Origin of the sequence: Bradyrhizobium sp. NAS96.2 (assembly GCF_001908235.1) — a bacterium.
Classification (GTDB): Bacteria; Pseudomonadota; Alphaproteobacteria; order Rhizobiales; family Xanthobacteraceae; genus Bradyrhizobium.
Genome location: NZ_LGHK01000176.1, coordinates 1 through 15,296 on the forward strand (window position 1 = coordinate 1; position 15,296 = coordinate 15,296).

At 64.6% G+C, this 15,296-nt stretch carries 18 protein-coding genes; 8 read left to right on the forward strand and 10 right to left on the reverse strand.

Translation table 11 applies throughout. The annotated features are described in order from the left end of the window. Nucleotides 1–972: FAD-binding protein (locus tag AC628_RS31240; RefSeq protein WP_074130623.1), on the reverse strand; the 972-nt coding region annotated here is incomplete at its 3' end. 32 nt (nt 973–1,004) lie between these two features. Beyond that, nucleotides 1,005–1,694, reverse strand: a complete 690-nt coding sequence (locus tag AC628_RS31245) for an ArsR/SmtB family transcription factor (protein ID WP_074130624.1) — start codon at nt 1,692–1,694, stop codon at nt 1,005–1,007. Nucleotides 1,695–1,886: 192 nt separating this feature from the next. Between AC628_RS31245 and AC628_RS31250 the strand changes: the two genes are divergently transcribed. Next, nucleotides 1,887–2,372 carry a putative quinol monooxygenase gene (locus AC628_RS31250; protein WP_245321418.1) on the forward strand — a complete coding sequence of 162 codons (486 nt, stop codon included), beginning with the start codon at nt 1,887–1,889 and terminating at the stop codon, nt 2,370–2,372. 144 nt (nt 2,373–2,516) lie between these two features. On the opposite strand, the gene AC628_RS31255 is transcribed toward AC628_RS31250, so the two are convergent. Continuing rightward, nucleotides 2,517–3,659, reverse strand: coding sequence for an acyltransferase family protein (locus AC628_RS31255; protein ID WP_245321419.1), 1,143 nt, complete (start codon nt 3,657–3,659; stop codon nt 2,517–2,519). A gap of 302 nt (nt 3,660–3,961) precedes the next feature. On the opposite strand from AC628_RS31255, the gene AC628_RS31260 reads away from it, so the two are divergent. Next, complete coding sequence (locus tag AC628_RS31260; RefSeq protein ID WP_143201898.1) at nt 3,962–4,465, forward strand: hypothetical protein; 504 nt, start codon at nt 3,962–3,964, stop codon at nt 4,463–4,465. Between the two features lie 61 nt (nt 4,466–4,526). Here AC628_RS31260 and AC628_RS31265 read toward each other — a convergent pair whose 3' ends face one another. Beyond that, nucleotides 4,527–6,020 carry an FAD-linked oxidase C-terminal domain-containing protein gene (locus tag AC628_RS31265; RefSeq protein ID WP_074130628.1) on the reverse strand — a complete coding sequence of 498 codons (1,494 nt, stop codon included), beginning with the start codon at nt 6,018–6,020 and terminating at the stop codon, nt 4,527–4,529. 249 nt (nt 6,021–6,269) lie between these two features. Here AC628_RS31265 and cycA point away from each other — a divergent pair, with 249 nt between their 5' ends. Beyond that, nucleotides 6,270–6,665 (forward strand): cytochrome c-550 CycA, encoded by a 396-nt coding sequence (gene cycA / locus AC628_RS31275; protein ID WP_050422821.1) that lies wholly within the window; start codon nt 6,270–6,272, stop codon nt 6,663–6,665. A gap of 60 nt (nt 6,666–6,725) precedes the next feature. Here cycA and poxB read toward each other — a convergent pair whose 3' ends face one another. Together poxB and AC628_RS31285 are read right to left on the reverse strand one after the other, a co-directional pair. Beyond that, nucleotides 6,726–8,462 carry a ubiquinone-dependent pyruvate dehydrogenase gene (gene poxB / locus AC628_RS31280; protein ID WP_074130630.1) on the reverse strand — a complete coding sequence of 579 codons (1,737 nt, stop codon included), beginning with the start codon at nt 8,460–8,462 and terminating at the stop codon, nt 6,726–6,728. Nucleotides 8,463–8,570: 108 nt separating this feature from the next. Next, nucleotides 8,571–9,548 carry an alpha/beta fold hydrolase gene (locus AC628_RS31285; RefSeq protein WP_143201899.1) on the reverse strand — a complete coding sequence of 326 codons (978 nt, stop codon included), beginning with the start codon at nt 9,546–9,548 and terminating at the stop codon, nt 8,571–8,573. A 388-nt stretch (nt 9,549–9,936) separates the two neighbouring features. Here AC628_RS31285 and AC628_RS44365 point away from each other — a divergent pair, with 388 nt between their 5' ends. Next, entirely contained in the window at nt 9,937–10,113 is a 177-nt protein-coding gene (locus AC628_RS44365; protein WP_167529057.1) for a hypothetical protein, read from the forward strand. A gap of 96 nt (nt 10,114–10,209) precedes the next feature. Here AC628_RS44365 and AC628_RS31290 read toward each other — a convergent pair whose 3' ends face one another. Together AC628_RS31290 and ykgO are read right to left on the reverse strand one after the other, a co-directional pair. Next, a complete protein-coding gene (locus AC628_RS31290; RefSeq protein WP_074130631.1) occupies nt 10,210–10,866 on the reverse strand; it encodes a tetratricopeptide repeat protein in 657 nt (218 codons plus the stop codon). Nucleotides 10,867–10,973: 107 nt separating this feature from the next. Continuing rightward, the gene (gene ykgO, locus AC628_RS31295) at nt 10,974–11,099 is read right to left on the reverse strand and encodes a type B 50S ribosomal protein L36 (RefSeq protein WP_002718645.1); all 126 of its coding nucleotides are present in this window, start codon (nt 11,097–11,099) and stop codon (nt 10,974–10,976) included. A gap of 490 nt (nt 11,100–11,589) precedes the next feature. Here ykgO and AC628_RS31300 point away from each other — a divergent pair, with 490 nt between their 5' ends. The 4 genes from AC628_RS31300 to AC628_RS31315 are packed head-to-tail and all read left to right on the forward strand — an operon-like array spanning nt 11,590 to nt 14,563. Further along, nucleotides 11,590–12,474 (forward strand): amidohydrolase family protein, encoded by an 885-nt coding sequence (locus AC628_RS31300; protein ID WP_050628510.1) that lies wholly within the window; start codon nt 11,590–11,592, stop codon nt 12,472–12,474. 36 nt (nt 12,475–12,510) lie between these two features. Continuing rightward, entirely contained in the window at nt 12,511–13,350 is an 840-nt protein-coding gene (locus tag AC628_RS31305; protein ID WP_074130632.1) for a dienelactone hydrolase family protein, read from the forward strand. Beyond that, the gene (locus tag AC628_RS31310) at nt 13,347–14,090 is read left to right on the forward strand and encodes a haloacid dehalogenase type II (RefSeq protein WP_074130633.1); all 744 of its coding nucleotides are present in this window, start codon (nt 13,347–13,349) and stop codon (nt 14,088–14,090) included. Before AC628_RS31305 ends, AC628_RS31310 begins: the two co-directional genes overlap by 4 nt. Before the next feature lie 5 nt (nt 14,091–14,095). Continuing rightward, complete coding sequence (locus tag AC628_RS31315) at nt 14,096–14,563, forward strand: YbaK/EbsC family protein (protein WP_074130634.1); 468 nt, start codon at nt 14,096–14,098, stop codon at nt 14,561–14,563. Between the two features lie 60 nt (nt 14,564–14,623). Here the strand turns inward: AC628_RS31315 and AC628_RS31320 are convergent, their stop codons facing one another. Together AC628_RS31320 and AC628_RS44370 are read right to left on the reverse strand one after the other, a co-directional pair. Further along, complete coding sequence (locus AC628_RS31320) at nt 14,624–14,989, reverse strand: hypothetical protein (protein ID WP_074130635.1); 366 nt, start codon at nt 14,987–14,989, stop codon at nt 14,624–14,626. A 151-nt stretch (nt 14,990–15,140) separates the two neighbouring features. Further along, nucleotides 15,141–15,278, reverse strand: a complete 138-nt coding sequence (locus AC628_RS44370; protein WP_168193486.1) for a hypothetical protein — start codon at nt 15,276–15,278, stop codon at nt 15,141–15,143. Nucleotides 15,279–15,296: the final 18 nt, after the last annotated feature.

A 15,296-nucleotide genomic window follows, 5' to 3' on the forward strand; every position in this document is an offset into this window, starting at 1 on the left:
GCCGCCGGTCGAGCGCGCCAGCGCCTGGCCCAGCGCGCCGCCTGAGGCCGGCGGGCAAACGATGCGCCACACCGGCCACGCCCCGAGCGCACCGTTTGCCGCGAACGGCACCACGTCGCGCAGCGCGCTCCAGATCGCAACCGAGGCGTCGTCCGCGAGGCTGTCGACCGTTCCATAGGATGAGAGTGTCTGGCTCAGCGAGGCGGCCCGGTGTGCCGCCGATGCCGAAATCCCCTCGAGCCGCACCAGCGTGACCGGCTGGCCGGAGGCTGCGAGGCCGGCGAGCGCCCCGGTCCCGGACCGCAGCACTGAGCCGGGCAGGTGCGCCGCGCCCGAGACGTCGAAGGGCGACCCCAGCGCCGCCGTCATCGCCTTGTTGGCCGTGACGTCGTCGAGGGAGCGCAGCACCAGCGTGCGTTCCGCTTCCGGCTTCGGCATGACCTTGAGCGTCACCTCGGTCATGACCGCGAGCGTGCCCCAGGACCCGGTGAGCAGCTTGCAGAGGTCGTAGCCGGTGACGTTCTTCACCACCCGTCCGCCGGTCTTGAAGCTGTCGCCGAACCCGGACACCGCGTGTGCCCCGAGCAGATGATCCCTGATGCCGCCGGCCTTGATGCGGCGCGGACCGGCAAGGCCGGCGCCGATCATGCCGCCGATCGTGCCGGCTCCCGCGGCGCCGAGCAGCACCGAAATGTCCATCGGCTCGAAGGCGAATTGCTGGTTCTTGGCATCGATCAGGGATTGCACGTCGGCGAGCGGCGCGCCGGCCTCGACGGTGATGATCAGCTCGTTGGGCTCATAGGCGCTGACGGCGTTCAGCACCGAGACGTCGAGCACCGCGTTGGTCGGCATCGGATGGCCGATGGCGCGCTTCGATCCATGACCGATGACCTCGAGCGGCTGCTCGCTGGCGACCGCCGCGCGCACCACCTCTTCGACATCCTTGATGTCTCTGACTTTGAGCGTTTCCACCCGCTAGGCGGTATCGAAATTCGGCTCCGAAATCAAATGCGCGCGCCGAACAGGCCTCTGAATGCGACAAGCCCGGCCTCGGTGATCTCGACGGAACGGCCCTGCGGCCGGCGCCGGATCCAGTCGCGCTGCAACGCGAGGTCGGCGACCGCGGCCCCCGCCCGCCCGGCCAGATGCGGACGCCGCTCGCTCCAGTCGAGGCAGGGCCGGCACAACAGCCGCCGGCTTCGCGCGGGCGATCGCAGGTCGATGCCGAGATCACGGAGAAATGCGCGGCCCGACGCGGTCAGCTCGCCGGCCTCCGGATCCAAATGGAGGTGGCCGTGTTCCCGCATTGCGTCGGTGACGGCGACGCCGAGCTCGCCGGCAAGGTGGTCGTAGCAGGTCCGGGCGCGGCGCATCTCCGCATCGATCCACGGGTGCGGGCGGGACGGCTGCGGATCGATCGCCGCGACCGTCATCATCCCCTCGAGCATCTGCGCAACCAGCGGGGTGGCCAGCCGGTAGAGGCGGCGCGGACCGCGCCGCTCGACCTTGAGCAGCGCACGCTCGACCAGCCGCGCCAGATGCCAGCTCGCGGTCTGCGGCGTGACGCCCGCGACCCGCGCCAGCTCGCTCGCAGTCTGCGCGCGTCCGTCCATCAGGCGCGACAGGATGCCGGCGCGGCCGGGATCGGCGATCAGGGCGGCGAGTTCCGCAAGCTCGGGGGCGATGGTCTGCATGGCCAGCTCCGGCGTCGGTCGAAGTCATCCATTTGTCGCACGTCGCGCTGCCGCAACGCTTCGATCATGATCGAAATGTTCACGACATCGACACTTCGATCGCCACCTAACCGAGTTCGCAGCACGATCCACTATCTCTCGCCTCGCGGTTCGGCCGGCACGACGGTTGGCGCAAATCATCTGGAGGCGATCATGAAACGTTCGGAAGATACCACCACGACGATGATGCTCACCCGACGATCGGCCATCGGCTCGTTCGCAGCGATCATGACGATCGCCGGCGTCACGCCCTGGGCCGGATCGCAAGCTCGATCGGAGCAAAGCAACGGAGGACTACCAATGAAGCACTATGCGATGAGCACGAGAACCATCAGCGATGCGATCAACACGTCAGGCCTTCTGGTCGTCGCGCAATGGGAAGCCAGGGAAGGCCAGGCCGACAAGGTCGCGGAAATCCTCGACAGCTTCCTGCCCGAGGCGCAGAAGGACCCCGGCACCAAGCTGTTCCTGATCGGCCGCGGCAAGGACAATCCGGCGCAGTTCCTGTTCTACGAATTGTTCCAGGACGAAGCGGCGTTCAAGGCGCATGCGGAGAGCGCCTATTTCAAGACCTACATCGCGGAGCAGGCGCTGCCGCTGCTCGCCAAGCGCGAGCGGACGCAATACGCGCTGCTGTGAGCTGTGGCGCCGCGGGGAGGATAGCAGAGCGTTTTCGAGCGAAGTGGCCCCGGTTCGCGTGAAGAAAACGCGTCAAGACAAGAAGCTGGAGCCTCGGTTCTGATTCAATCAGAACCGGGGCTCTTCCTTCCCGCGGGCGGCAGGTCAGATCGACGCGCTGTTACCGAGCCTTGCGTGCAGCTCGACCCGCTCGGGCGGCTTGCGCCAGAAGCCGACGATCGCAATCCGCGACAGCACCGCGGCCTCGAACGTCTCGACCTGACCCCGGAGCCGAAGCGCGTGCTTCTCGACGAGATGCCAGGACGCGACGGCGACGCCGAAGGCGAGCGGCAGGCTGATCAGGATGTTCAGATACCAGTGCTGGACCGGCGGGCCGAACGAAGCAACGCATTGCTGGATGACGAAGCCATAGAGATAGAGCCCGTAGGAGTAATCGCCTGACGAGACGATCCAACTCCGCCGTGGATTCATCAGGCCGAGATAGCATGCGACATAGGCGGCCGGCACCGGCGCCAGCGCGTCGCCGCGTCCCGTGGCCATGCCGGCGGCACAGGCCACCAGCGCCAGCAGGCAGACGGTGCGGTTGAACGGCACCTTGTCGCGCCAGAGGTAGAAGCCGACGCCGGCAAGGAAGCAGAACACCAGAAGATGCGGGCGAAGCTGGATCGGCACCTCGTCCCAGCGGTAGATGTCGTAGCTCACCAGCGCGACCTGAACGACCACCAGGAACACAAGATAGGCCACCCTGTTGAAGCAGATCGTGGTCACCGCAAGCAGCGCCAGCACGACGTAGCACCACAACTCATACGGCACCGTCCAGAGCTGGGCATTCACCACGTCCGGCAACGGATTGTGCAGGAATACGCCGGGCAGCTCGTAATGGATGTCGCCGACGATATTGAGAAAATAGGCCTGGAATTTCGGGTCGGCGACATACTGCGCCAACGGCAGTTCGGTGAAGAGCGAACCGATGATGATGGCCGACAGCGTCGTCTCGACCGCGAGCGCGGGCCCGATCCGAAGCACGCGCAGGCCGAGGAAGGAAATCAGGCTCTTGCAGCGCTGCAGGCTCGCCGTCACCAGAAAGCCGCTCAGGGAGAAGAACAGCGCCAGGATCATCGCGATGCCGATGCGAAGCGTGCTCTGGATCTCCAGCGCTCGGCCGAGCCCGAGCGTCACGTTCGCGCCGTGCAGGCAGATGATCGTCGTCGCCAGCGCGATCCGCATGTAGTCGAAACCTGCGGGCCGATTGCGCGAAAGCGCCAGCTGATCGGCCAGGCTGGGCATCGATGTGCTTCCGAAGACATGCATCCTGGAAAAATACCGGGGAACAGCTGAAGGCCGTGTAAACGGTGCCCTCTGCAATTGCGGCGACACGCGACGGTGGCCTGACCGCCGGCCGAGGCCGTCGCGGCAAGCGTCGGTTAAGGTTATCGGATGGCTAGCATGATCGGTCGAATTGTATCGACCGTACTTTCGGGTCGACGGACCCTACAGGGTGTGCTGCCTCTTAATGGATTCTTGTCGTCTGCCGTCACAGAACTCCAGCGATGACATTCGCGGAATTCCTCGCAGCGGCCTTTTGGCCCATGGTCGCGCTTTTTGCAGTCCTGCTGGCGGTGACCAGGGACCCCGTTCTGTTGCGCTACTTCGTGACGGCAGCGCTGGTGACGGTCTTTCTCTATTTCGGCCTATGGGTCGTCGACCCCGCGAGCTCGATCGTCGCAGTTCTGGATTTTTATGTATTCGGTGTGCTGTTCGGCATCCTCGGGGCGGCAGCATGTCTGAAGCGACTGCTGACCGGGCCGTTCGACATCAGGGCATGTTTGTTGTCGCCGGTGGCCGTACTCATCGCCTTCTTCAATCTCGGAATCCTGTATCAGGATTTTTTCCACGCTCCCCTTGTGCTCGAGGGCCGCGCACAAAACCCGCGAGTTCAATCGCGTCGATCGCAATACGTCGTCGATATTGCGAACCAGACCGTGAAGGTCACAACGCCGGTCTACGAGCGCCTCAAATTCAATCCCTATGTGCGGGCGGAAATCGGACGAGGATCGAACTACGTCTATCGCATCGACTATCTGTCGAACTAGCGATGGCGGCACGCCGCGATTTCCCCTTTTGCCCGGAAGCCGGCGCTTCCGCAGCCACGCCCTAGAACCGCGGGATATCCGGGAAGGCCAGCTTGCCGGCGTGGACATGGACGCGGCCGAGCTCGGCGCAGCGATGCAGCGTCGGAAACACCTTGCCGGGATTGAGCAGGCCCTCGGCGTCGAAGGCGCATTTCAGCCGCTGCTGCTGGTTGAGGTCGATCTCGGTGAACATCTCCGGCATCAGGTCGCGCTTCTCGATGCCGACGCCGTGCTCGCCGGTGAGCACGCCGCCGAGCTCGACGCAGCAGCGCAGGATGTCGGCGCCGAACGCCTCGGCTTTCTCGATCTCGCCCGGATTGTTGGCATCGTAGAGGATCAGCGGGTGCAGATTGCCGTCGCCGGCGTGGAACACATTGGCGACGCCGAGGCCATATTTCTCCGAGAGGTCGCGGATCCGCGCCAGCGCCTTCGGCAGCGCGCCGCGCGGGATGGTACCGTCCATGCAGAGATAGTCCGGCGAGATACGTCCGACCGCGGGGAATGCGGCCTTGCGGCCGGCCCAGAACAGATTGCGCTCGGCCTCCGAGTTGGAGATCTGCAGCGTCACTGAGCCGCAGCCCTTGGCGATGCTCTCGACCCGCGTGATCAGCTCGTCGACCTCGATCTGGGGACCGTCGAGCTCGATGATCAACAGCGCCTCGACGTCGAGCGGGTAGCCTGCATGAACGAAGGCCTCCGCGGCGTGGATCGCGGGCTTGTCCATCATCTCCATGCCGCCCGGGATGATGCCGGCGCCGATGATCCGCGCCACGCATTCGCCGGCGGCCTCGACCTCGGCGAAGCCGACCATCAGCGCGCGCGCCGTTTCCGGCTTCTGCAGGATGCGCACCGTGATCTCGGTGATGACGCCGAGCAGGCCCTCCGAGCCGGTGATGATGCCCATCAGATCGTAGCCGGCGTTCTCGGCCGACTTGCCGCCGATGCGCAGGATCTCGCCCGACATCAGCACGATCTCGCAGCCCAGCACGTTGTTGGTGGTCATGCCGTATTTCAGGCAGTGCACGCCGCCGGAATTCTCCGCGACATTGCCGCCGATCGAGCAGGCGATCTGCGACGACGGATCGGGCGCGTAATAGAAGCCGGCATGCGCGACCGCCTGGCTGATCGCAAGGTTGGTGACGCCGGGCTCGGTGACAACGACGCGGTTGTCGAAGTCAATCTCGCGAATCCGCTTGAACTTGCCGAGGCCCAGCAGCACGCCGTCGGCGAGCGGCAGCGCGCCGCCGGACAGCGAGGTGCCGGAGCCGCGCGGCACCACCTTGATGCCCTGCCCCTGGCAGTATCTGAGGACCTTTGCGACCTGTTCGGTGGTATCGGGCAGCACCACGACCATCGGCGGCTGCCGATAGGCGGTCAGGCCGTCGGATTCATAGGCCAGCATCTCGGCGGCGCTGTCGATCACGCCCTCGCCCGGGACGATGGCACGCAAGGCGGCCACGATTTCGGCGCGGCGGGCAAGCACGGCCTGGTCGGCCGCCGGCATCATGATGGACATTGCTGTTCCCTCGGCGGGCTTTTGCCCTTTGCCGATTTGTTACGACAAATCAATCAGGTCTGCACCTGTTTCAGTCGCCCTGTTTCAACCAGCCGGCCGAAGGTCGGATTGCCCTGCCCGGCAATGACGAGTTCTCTCTCGGACAAGCGGGCGGCCATGAAACCTGTCAAAGTTTCGTGGCTTGTCCTGTCCAAGCCGGACATGCCACAAAAGATCACTACCCCCCCGGGACGAAACGAAGAGAACCCCATGAACCTAAAGACCTTGAGCGCGCTGGCGGTCGTCACATCGCTGGCCACAGCATCCTCCGCGCTGGCGCAGGATGCCGCCGCCGGCAAGACCTCGTTCAACAAATGCCTCGCCTGCCACGCAATCGGCGAAGGCGCCAAGAACAAGGTCGGCCCCGAGCTCAACGGCCTCGACGGCCGCCATTCCGGCACCGCGCCGGACTACAATTATTCCGATGCCAACAAGAATTCCGGCATCACCTGGAACAAGGAACAGTTCCTCGAATACATCAAGGATCCGAAGGCCAAGATCCCCGGCACCAAGATGGCCTTCGCCGGCATCAAGAACGAGACCGAAGCCCAGAACGTTTGGGCCTACATCTCGTCCTTCGACAAGGACGGCAAGCAGAAGCAGTAATCGGCGGTATCGGACGGCGTCCGCCCTGTGCACCAGCCAGGGCGGACGTTTTTGTTGCGTTTAACGCGGCAACAGATTGGTCCTGGCGAGATCGACCACCTCGTCGCCGCGGCCGCTCATCACGGCACGCAGCACCCACAGGCTGAAGCCCTTCACCTGCTCCAGCGTAATGGTCGGCGGCATCGACAATTCCTGCGTCGCGGTGACGACATCGAGCACGGCCGGGCCGTCGTGCGCAAGCACGTCGCGGATCGCACCCTCGAGCTCGCCGGGATCCTCCACCCTGACGCCGTGAATGCCCATGGCGCGGGCCATCGCCGCGAAATCCGGATTCTTCAGATCGACCCCGGTCTCGGTGAAGCCGGCGGCCTTCATCTCCAGCGCAACGAAGCCGAGCACGCTGTTGTTGAAGATCACGACCTTCACCGGCAGCTTGGCTTGGGTCAGCGTGATCAGATCGCCCATCAGCATCGCAAAGCCACCGTCGCCGGACATCGACACCACCTGCCGTCCCGGCTGCGCCGCCTGCGCGCCGATCGCATGCGCCATCGCATTGGCCATCGAGCCATGGACCCAGGAGCCGACGAGCCGGCGGCGGCCGTTCATTTTCAGATAACGCGCGGCCCAGATCGTCGGCGTACCGACGTCGGCGGTGAATACCGCATCCTCGCTGGCCTGCTCGCTGAGCAGGCGCGCCAGATATTGCGGATGGATCGGCTTTTGGCCCGGCTTGCCGCGGGCGAGATCATCGAGCCCGGCGCGGGCGTCCTTGTAATGCGCAAGGCTGGCGTCGAGAAATTTGCGGTCGGTCTTCGGGTTGAGCTTCGGCAGCAGCGCGGCGATGGTCTCGCCGACGTCGCCGACGATGCCGAGATCGAGCTTGCAGCGGCGGCCGAGATTTTCCGGGCGGATATCGACCTGGGCGATGCTGATGCCGGTCGGGAAGAACTGCTTGTAGGGAAAATCGGTGCCCAGCATCAGCAACACGTCGCAGCCATGCATCGCGGCATAGCCGGAGGAGAAGCCGATGAAGCCGGTCATGCCGACGTCGTAAGGGTTGTCGTATTCGACATATTCCTTGCCGCCAAGCGCGTGCACGATCGGGCTCTTCAAAGTCTCGGCAAGCTTGAGCAAGCCGTCATGCGCACCGGCGCAGCCACGGCCGCAGAACAGCGTGACGCGCCTTGCGCTATTAAGCAGCCCGGCCAGCGCGTTCAGCTCGGCATCGGCCGGACGCACCACCGGCACGGGCGGCAGCAGACCTGCGTTCGGCGCGATGTCGCGCTTCGGCGCCGGCCGCATCGCGACGTCGCCCGGCAGCACCAGCACGGCGACGCCGCGCTTGCCGATCGCGGCGCGGATCGCGTTCTCCAGCATGTAGGGCAGCTGCGCCGGGTCCGACACCAGTTCGCAATAATGGCTGCATTCGCGGAACAGGTCCTGCGGATGGGTCTCCTGGAAATAGCCGCCGCCGATCTCGGCCGACGGGATCTGCGCCGCGATCGCCAGCACCGGCGTGCGGCTGCGATGCGCGTCGAACAGGCCGTTGATGAGATGCAGATTGCCCGGGCCGCAGGAGCCCGCGCATACCGCAAGATCTCCTGTGATCTGGGAATCGGCGGCGGCGGCGAACGCCGCCACCTCCTCGTGGCGCACATGCAGCCAGTCGATCGTGCCGCGCTTGCGCAGAGCCTCGGTCAAGCCGTTGAGACTGTCGCCGACGACACCGTAGATGCGCTTCACGCCGGCCTGGGCAAGGGTTTCGGCGATGAGGTCGGCGATGTTGTCGATCCGCATGAGAGACGTCCTTTGATGAAATCGGAAAACCGCGCGTGACATGATGTTCGGCGCCGCGCGGCGGCGCAAGTCTTGCCGGATCACATTCACGCGGCGACTGCGCGGCAACTATGGCGCCGTCACCATCGGCCGCGTCATGCGGCCGGCCATCGCCTCGATCTCCGACGTCACGAGATCGGGCGCGGCGTACTGCACCATGTGGCCGACGTCGGGCAGCACGATCAGCTTTGCCTGTGGCACTGTGGCTGCGAGCAACCGCGAATGGATTCCGGTCGTGACCGTCTTGTCGACGTCGCCCGAAATGATGCTGACTGGCGCTTTAATCTCCGCATAGCGCGGCGCCTGCTCGACCACGGCGGCCTTCAAGGTGACGAGGTCGCGCGCGTTGGCGATGAACTCGCGCGGGCGCAGCAGGAGCAATGTGGCGCTGTCACGGACGAAATCGTCAGGCATCGGCTGCGGCGCGAACACTCCGCTCGCGCCCAAATTGGCGACGAGGAGGCCGAGCGGCAGCGTGATCGTGTGCGCAAGCAACGGTCCGATCAGCGGCGTCGAGATCACGTCGTTGTAGCGGCCCGCGCCGCCCCGCCAGGGATAGGCGACCGGGGCGAGCAGCACGAGGCCCGCAACGCGCTTCGGATGATCGAGCGCAATGCGGAGCGCGAGCGCGCCGGCCCAGGAATGCGCCACCACGATCGCGCGGTCGACACCAATCTTGGTCAGCGCCTCCACGATCATCCGGCCCTGGACCGCAGGCGTCGAATCCGCGACGTGCTCGCGCGTGCTCCAGCCATGCCCCGGCCGGTCGATCAGGATCACCCGGCGCGTCCTGGCGATGCGCTCGCCGAGCGGCTGCATCGCACGGAGATTGGAGCTTGCGCCATGCAGCATCACGACCGGCGGCCCCGCGGCATCATCGCGCGGTCCGAGTTCGACCACATGCGGCTGCGCGCCGGCCACATCGACCATGCGGCCCTGCGGCGGAAAGGCGCGCTGGATCAGCGCCACGCCGATTTGCGTCGCCAGGGCCAGCACCGAGGCCAGCGCCAGCCCGACGGCCGCCAGCACGATGATCGCGGTCAGCATCGAGAGGGTCCGGTGCCTGTTGGGTGCCTGAAGGGAGTTGGGTATCCGAAGGGTCTTGGGCACCCCGAAATTACGGAGTAGCCGAAATCAGGTTTCGCCGGGTATCGGATTTGGGCCCTGCCCGGGCCCACTCTGGTTCGGAAAGCCAATGTCGATTTTCCGGGCTCGGCCGGGGCACAGAGTTGTCCACAATGCGCCCAGCCTGTGGATAGCGGGTTCATACCTGCGTCATTAGTAATTTCATAGATTGAAGGTGGCAATTTCGCCATCAGACGCGAGGCTTCATCCAGACCGGGACGCTACCTGGGTGCTTCTAGGCTTATACACTGTATCCACAGGAACCCGCGTCCGCACGACGAGTTCAACGGGAAGTAATCGGAGGAGTACCATGATTTCCGACCCTAGCGATGCGGCCATCGACCAGATCGTGGCGAGCTGCAATGGCGACCTGCGCGGCGCCCTGAAGGCGTTGTTGCTCGTGAATGAGCATCTGGAGGCGGAGCTTCAGCAATTCTACGCTGCCATAGCCCAGGACAACGCGTCCCGCGGCAAGTTCCTGCACTAGTCTCCTGCGCCGGACCGTATCGCGAGCAAGCATCAAGCTCGCGCTAACGTGCCCATCGCGTCCATCGGACCGCGATCGCGATCAATCGTAGGCAAATCAGATGTCGCGGCCTTCGACCTTCTCGGTCAGCTGCTTGACGATCTGCGGCACCTTCTCGAGGTAGGGGTCGACAGCCAACGCCTTGCGGAAGGCGTCGAGCGCGCGCTTGTCGTCGCCCATGTCCTGCATGATCATGCCGACACCCGCCAGCGCGCCGAAATGGCGGGGCTCGCGGGTCAGCACCTGCTGCAGATCTCCCAGCGAACGGACGTAGTCGTTCTTCAGGTAGTAGATCGTCGCACGCCGGTTCCAGGCCTCGACATAGTCGGGCCGGAGCTTGATCACCGCATCCAGCAGCTTCAGCGCGACATCGACATTCTGGGCGTCGAGCGCAGCCTTGGCGCGCACCATCAGCAGCGCGGCGGTATCGCTCGGGGTTTGCAGCCACAGCGCCCAGATCCGCGCCTCGACGTGGCGAGCGCTGTCCTCATCGGGCGCGGCCTTCAGCGCGCCGAACAGAAAATCCAGCCCGCGGGTGCGGTCGGCTGGAACCTTGGGCAGTTTGGTCGGCGCTTCCGGCAGTTTCTTCTGGGCCTTCGGCGGCGGGATCACCCGCGGATCGTCCTGCGCGACGGCCGCGACGGGCATGGCCAGAAGCACGGCGATCAGGATCGCCAGCCGGCGGTTGGTCGGGCCAAAGAAGTTTAATCCCATGGCCGAAGTCTAGACGCACAAAGCCGCACTGCAAAGCAGCGCGGCGTCAAAGACCTGTGAAGGATATTGGAATCAGCCGGCGATCCGCGCGGGATCGACCGCTCGGATCAACCCTGGCGCGCCTTGAAGCGACGCTGGACCTTGTTGATCACGTAGACGCGGCCCTTGCGGCGGACCAGACGGTTGTTGCGATGGCGGCCACGCAGCGACTTCAGCGAGTTACGGACCTTCATGGGACAATCCTGTTACTTCGAAAGGCCCGTGTTGGAGGCCGTACCTGATCAACGCCAATAGTTGGGCAAGCCAATATCCGGGCAAGCCAATTGTTGGCCAAATGGGATTTATCCCGACAAGCGGCCTGCCGCGCGGGACGGCCGGGTTCTAAGCCATCGGACCGTTAAATGTCAACCGAGACGGGCCGATTTTCGGCCCTATCCCGGCCTGGACCCCACGTCCGCCACTCGGCCATACCATTGAGATCGCTTCGGAAACGGCGGCCGCAACGATTGTCGCGCCGCGGCCCATCCCGCCGGCTTACCCTGACCGCGGCTGCAAGACAGGCGAATCGTGCTTGCGGGCCGGCCCGGACCCATCCTTACGGACTTTCCCGGCCGAGCCGGGATCAGTCCGCAACCGCCCGCCAATCAACCAGACCGCTTGCGAAAATCGTTATATCATATAATTATTTTCCATCACCAACAAACGCGCCGCCGGGGAAGCCGAATGCCCAAGCTCAAACTGCCTGACATCGAGAAAGTCACAGCGATCGACATCCACACCCATGCCGAGGAGCCGTGCGGCATGCATGGCGACGACGGCTATGACGATTTCCAGGCGCAGATGGCCGACTATTTCAAGTCGCCGCACAAGCATCCGCCCACCGTGCCGGAGACCGCGGCCTACTACCGCGCCAAGAACATCGCCGCGGTGATCTTCCCGGTCGATGCCGAACGCGAGACCGGCTTCCGCCGCTACAACAATCTCGAAATGCTCGAGGTCGCATCCGATCATCTCGACGTCCTGATCCCGTTCGTCTCGATCGACCCGCACAAGGGCAAGCTCGGCGTCCGTGAGGCGCGCAGGCTGATCGAGGACTACGGCGTCCGCGGCTTCAAATTCCACCCGACCATGCAGGGCTTCTACGCCAACGACCGCATGGCCTATCCGCTCTATGAGGCGATCAATGACGGCGGCGCGATCGCGCTGTTTCATACCGGCCAGACCGGCGTCGGCTCGGGCATGCCGGGCGGCATGGGGATGCGGCTGAAATATTCCAACCCGATGTACATGGACGACGTCGCGGCCGATTTCCCCGACCTCAAGATCATCCTCGCGCATCCCTCCTTCCCCTGGCAGGAAGAGGCGCTGTCGGTCGCGACCCACAAGCCGAACGTCTATATCGACCTCTCCGGCTGGTCGCCGAAATATTTCCCGCCGATCCTGGTGCGCTACATCAACTCGATCCTGCAGGACAAGATGCTGTTCGGCTCCGACTGGCCGGTGATCACGCCGGATCGCTGGCTCGCCGATTTTGCCAAGCTCGACATCCGCGAGGAGATCCGGCCGAAAGTTTTGAAGGCCAACGCGCGGAAGATTTTGGGAATCTAACGGAGTATCATCGGCGGCAAGCTTCGGAGGTGGTTCATGACCAGCTTCCCTGGACTTGCCGCATTCCTCACAGCGCTCCTGATCGGAAGCGCAGGGCCGGGCTGCGCGGCCGCCGAGCAGCCCCCGGCCCTTGTCGAAATCGAAAGCCCACTTGCGACTGCGCAACCGCTGCAAGGCTATCTGCGATTGCCGGATGGAGCGGGCCCTTCGCCCGCCGTGGTGCTGCTGCACGGCTGCAGCGGCTTTTTCAAGCAACTCGACGAGCGCTGGGGCCGGCGGCTGGCAGCCTGGGGTTACGTCACGCTCACGGTCGACCGGTTCGGGCCGCGCGGCATCGCCAGCGCCTGCACGGGCGGAGCACCGGCCGCGACCGTTCATGACGCCTATCGTGCGCTGAGTTTCCTCACACGGCAATCGGCGGTCGACCCACACCGCGTCGCGGTGGTCGGATTCTCGCAAGGCGCCTGGCTCGCTCTGTTCTCGGTCGAGCGCGGCGCGATCGAACGCAACGCGGCGGAGAAATTCCGTGCGGCCGCCGCGTTCTATCCGCCTTGCCTCAGCATCAAGGGCGACATGACGGTGCCGACGCTGATCATGATCGGCGAGCTCGACGACTGGACGCCGGCGGGGGAATGCCGCAACCTGGCCGAGGGCCGCGACAGCGACGGCATCTCACGGCAGCGAAACACGGGGTATCCGATCGAACTGATCGTCTATCCCGGCGCCTATCATGGTTTCGACGTGCCGCATTACAGCACACCGGCGCAACAGCTCGGTCATCGCCTCGAGTTCAACGCCGCGGCCCGGGATCAGTCCATCGACGCCTTGCGGAAATTCCTGTATGCGACGATCGGCGGGCAAGAGAGACCACAATGACAATCAAAGCAATCGTCTTCGACGCCTATGGCACGCTCTACGACGTGCAGTCGGTGGCCGATGTCACCGAGGATGCATTCCCCGGCTACGGCGACATCATCACGCAGATCTGGCGCATCAAGCAGCTCGAATATTCATGGCTGCGCACGCTGATGCGGCGCTACCAGGATTTCGCCGTCGCAACCCGCGACTCCCTCGCCTACACGCTGCGCTGCCTCGGCCTGCAATATGACGACGCGACCTTCGCCCGCATCATCGACAAGTATCAGCATCTTGCGCTGTATCCGGATGCCGTCGCCGCGCTGGAGGCGATGAACGACAAGAAGCTCGCGATCCTCTCCAACGGCAGCCCTGACATGCTGAACGCGCTGGTGCGCAATTCGGGGCTCGACCGCCTGCTCGATGCGACTATCAGCGTCGATGCCCACAAGGTGTTCAAGCCGGCGCCGGAAGCCTACGCGCTGATCGAAGAGATGCTGAACGTACCGCCGGCGGAGGTGCTGTTCATCTCCTCCAATCCATGGGACGCCTGCGGCGCCAAGGCGTTTGGACTCAGTGTCGCCTGGATCGAGCGGGTGACGCCGGAAGCGATGGCGCTGGTCTGCGTCGAGAGCGAGACGGTCGCCCCATTGACGATGTTCAAGGCTCTGCGTACCCAGATGGACGAGCTCGGCGTCGTGCCCGATCACCGGATCCACGGTCTCTCCGAGCTTCCTGCTTTGGTGTCTGCAAGGTCCTGAACTTCATGAGCATCGAGTCCGTCCGCGCCTTCTTCGCCGAGAAGGCGCCCGAAATCACCGTGATCGAATCGGCTGTGAGCTCCGCAACCGTCGTGCTGGCGGCGGAGGCCTATGGCGTCGAGCCGGCGCGGATTGCCAAGACGCTGAGCCTGCGGGTCGGCGACCGCGTGGTGCTGATCGTCGCCGCCGGAACGTCGCGGATGGACAACAAGAAAGTGAAGGCGGCGTTCGGCGGCAAGCCGAAGATGCTCGGCCTCGACGAGGTCGCCGACATCACCGGCCATGAGGTCGGCGGCGTCTGCCCGTTCGGTCTGAAGACGCCGCTGCCGGTCTATTGCGATGTCTCGCTCAGGGCATTCGACGTCGTGGTGCCGGCCGCGGGCTCGACCCACAGCGCGGTGCGCATCACGCCCGACAGGATGGCGGAGCTGACCGCGGCCGAATGGGTCGACGTCTGCGAAGTCAGGCCCTAAGGATTCTTGTTTGACGCGTTTTCTTTACGCGAACCAGCGTCCACTTCGCTCGAAAACGCTCTAATCCTCATCATCGTCTGGCCGCGGCGGCGCGACCGGGGCCGGTTGGATCGGCTGTGGCGCGCGCGGCCGTTGCTGCACCTGCGGGTGCTGCGGCGCGCGCCCCTGGGTTTGCGGCTGCTGCGTGCTTGCATTGGACTCGAATACGGCACGACAGCCGCTGGAGAGTTGCGGCGTGTTCTGCCGCAGGCAGGCGACGATCCGGTTGGTGTCGGGAATCTGATCGCCACAGAGCCGCCACACATCCGGCGTGCACGCCATCTGCTGTTCCCAGGTTCCGCGATATTCCTGCGACAACGCAGGCGTTGCGGCGGCGAGGCCGCCGATCGCGATCGCTACGCTCAGGACAATCCGCTGCGTCTTCATGCCCAGTGCCCTCGTTCGACGTGATTGATCCGCGCACGCGCGAGTTCCGCGCGGCGATTTGCTTCAGGCTGGCAAATGAATGCGGCCAAGGATCGTTGCAAGGAACGACGTTGCAGACAACTAAATGTGAAGGCGAACAGGCCTGAGTTCCCTATTCGACCTTGCCGATCTTCTTCACCGCCGCGATCAAGCGCGCGCTATCGTCTGCAACAAATTTTGAAAACTCCGGCGCGTCCAGATAGGTCTCCACGCGCACTGTGAAAGTTGAGTGCGCGGAGAGTCCGCTCACCCGGCACGCATCTAACGA

Excerpts from the sequence above, each read along its gene's own strand:
- AC628_RS31245 (WP_074130624.1), bottom strand. The coding sequence starts at position 1,694 with ATGCAGACCATCGCCCCCGAGCTTGCGGAACTCGCCGCCCTGATCGCC.
- AC628_RS31250 (WP_245321418.1), top strand. The coding sequence starts at position 1,887 with ATGAAACGTTCGGAAGATACCACCACGACGATGATGCTCACCCGACGA.
- AC628_RS31255 (WP_245321419.1), bottom strand. The coding sequence starts at position 3,659 with ATGCCCAGCCTGGCCGATCAGCTGGCGCTTTCGCGCAATCGGCCCGCA.
- AC628_RS31260 (WP_143201898.1), top strand. The coding sequence starts at position 3,962 with ATGGTCGCGCTTTTTGCAGTCCTGCTGGCGGTGACCAGGGACCCCGTT.
- AC628_RS31265 (WP_074130628.1), bottom strand. The coding sequence starts at position 6,020 with ATGTCCATCATGATGCCGGCGGCCGACCAGGCCGTGCTTGCCCGCCGC.
- cycA (WP_050422821.1), top strand. The coding sequence starts at position 6,270 with ATGAACCTAAAGACCTTGAGCGCGCTGGCGGTCGTCACATCGCTGGCC.
- poxB (WP_074130630.1), bottom strand. The coding sequence starts at position 8,462 with ATGCGGATCGACAACATCGCCGACCTCATCGCCGAAACCCTTGCCCAG.
- AC628_RS31285 (WP_143201899.1), bottom strand. The coding sequence starts at position 9,548 with ATGCTGACCGCGATCATCGTGCTGGCGGCCGTCGGGCTGGCGCTGGCC.
- AC628_RS44365 (WP_167529057.1), top strand. The coding sequence starts at position 9,937 with ATGATTTCCGACCCTAGCGATGCGGCCATCGACCAGATCGTGGCGAGC.
- AC628_RS31290 (WP_074130631.1), bottom strand. The coding sequence starts at position 10,866 with ATGGGATTAAACTTCTTTGGCCCGACCAACCGCCGGCTGGCGATCCTG.
- ykgO (WP_002718645.1), bottom strand. The coding sequence starts at position 11,099 with ATGAAGGTCCGTAACTCGCTGAAGTCGCTGCGTGGCCGCCATCGCAAC.
- AC628_RS31300 (WP_050628510.1), top strand. The coding sequence starts at position 11,590 with ATGCCCAAGCTCAAACTGCCTGACATCGAGAAAGTCACAGCGATCGAC.
- AC628_RS31305 (WP_074130632.1), top strand. The coding sequence starts at position 12,511 with ATGACCAGCTTCCCTGGACTTGCCGCATTCCTCACAGCGCTCCTGATC.
- AC628_RS31310 (WP_074130633.1), top strand. The coding sequence starts at position 13,347 with ATGACAATCAAAGCAATCGTCTTCGACGCCTATGGCACGCTCTACGAC.
- AC628_RS31315 (WP_074130634.1), top strand. The coding sequence starts at position 14,096 with ATGAGCATCGAGTCCGTCCGCGCCTTCTTCGCCGAGAAGGCGCCCGAA.
- AC628_RS31320 (WP_074130635.1), bottom strand. The coding sequence starts at position 14,989 with ATGAAGACGCAGCGGATTGTCCTGAGCGTAGCGATCGCGATCGGCGGC.